This is a genomic window from Pseudomonas sp. WS 5027 (genome assembly GCF_012985695.1).
Classification (GTDB): Bacteria; Pseudomonadota; Gammaproteobacteria; order Pseudomonadales; family Pseudomonadaceae; genus Aquipseudomonas; species Aquipseudomonas hygromyciniae.
In genome coordinates, this window is the sequence record NZ_JAAQWU010000051.1 from 1 (window position 1) to 1,231 (window position 1,231).

Genomic DNA, 1,231 nt, shown 5'->3' on the forward strand with positions numbered 1-1,231 from the left:
TGAATCGCCCCGGATTCTTTAGACACCTTGCAAACTCATTGCGTAACGCTTTTCAAACTCTACCGGTGACAGCTGATTGTTGAAACTATGGCGGCGTTTTGCGTTGTAGAACATCTCGATGTAATCAAACACATCACTACGAGCATCTTGCCGCGAGGTGTAGATTTTCCGCTTGATCCGTTCCCGTTTCAGAAGCTGGAAAAAGCTCTCGGCCACGGCGTTGTCATGACAGTTGCCTCGGCGACTCATACTGGCAACCAAATTGTTCGCTTTCAAAAAACTGCGCCAATCAGAGCTGCTGTACTGGCTGCCTTGGTCGGAGTGAACCATCACCCCCTGTTTCGGTTTTCGCCTCCAAACCGCCATCAATAAAGCATCAATGGCCAAATCACTGGTCATCTGCGACTTCATTGACCAGCCAACGACCTGACGAGAAAACAGATCCAGCACCACTGCCAAATACAGCCAGCCTTCATACGTACGAATGTAAGTGATGTCGGTGACCCAAACTTTGTTGGGTTCTACGACATCAAACTGGCGCTTCAGTAAATTGGGTGAGGCGACGGCTGGCTTACCGCCGTATTTGCCAGGGCGGCGTCGATACCCTGTCTGAGAGCGCAGACCTTCAAGACGCATCAGCCTTGCCACACGATGCCGACCACAATCCTCACCGACTTCGCGCAGATCGTCATGGACTTTGCGATAGCCATAAACGCCGCCGCTCTCCAGCCAGGAATGCTTGATCAAACCCAGCAGTCGCTGGTCGTCTTTGGCGCGTACAGATTGCGGCTCAGACAGCCAGGCGTAATAACCGCTGGGATGGACTTTCAGCGTCAGGCAAAGCCGTCGAATGGAATAGTCGCCCGCTCGCTGCTTGATAAAGGCGTACTTCAGCCGCACTCCTTGGCAAAGTACGCGGCGGCCTTTTTTAATATGTCTCGCTCTTCAGTGACGCGCTTGAGTTCCGCTCGCAGACGACGCAGCTCAGCGTGCTGATCATCATCCTGCTGCCGTTCTTCTTGAGGTTTGCTGTAGCGCTTTATCCAGGCATAGAGGCTATGCGTCGACACGCCAAGACGCGCCGCCACATCAGCGACAGGCAGCCTCTTTTCGGTCACTTGATTGACCGCTTGGATTTTGAATTCTTCGGGGTAACGCGGGTTGCTCATGGCACCTCCTAATTAGCCTCAGTTTAAGGCAAAGAGGTGTCTACGAAACCCGGGGCGATTCA

1 protein-coding gene is annotated in these 1,231 nt (G+C 53.0%); it reads right to left on the reverse strand.

What is annotated here, in order from left to right; genetic code table 11:
- Positions 1-18 precede the first annotated feature (18 nt).
- Positions 19-1,169 (reverse strand): IS3 family transposase gene (locus HBO09_RS28580; protein ID WP_169999560.1). Its coding sequence is split into 2 segments (ribosomal slippage): positions 19-932 and positions 932-1,169, totalling 1,152 coding nucleotides; the frame shifts between segments, so codons are not numbered across the junction.
- Between the last annotated feature and the right edge of the window lie 62 nt (positions 1,170-1,231).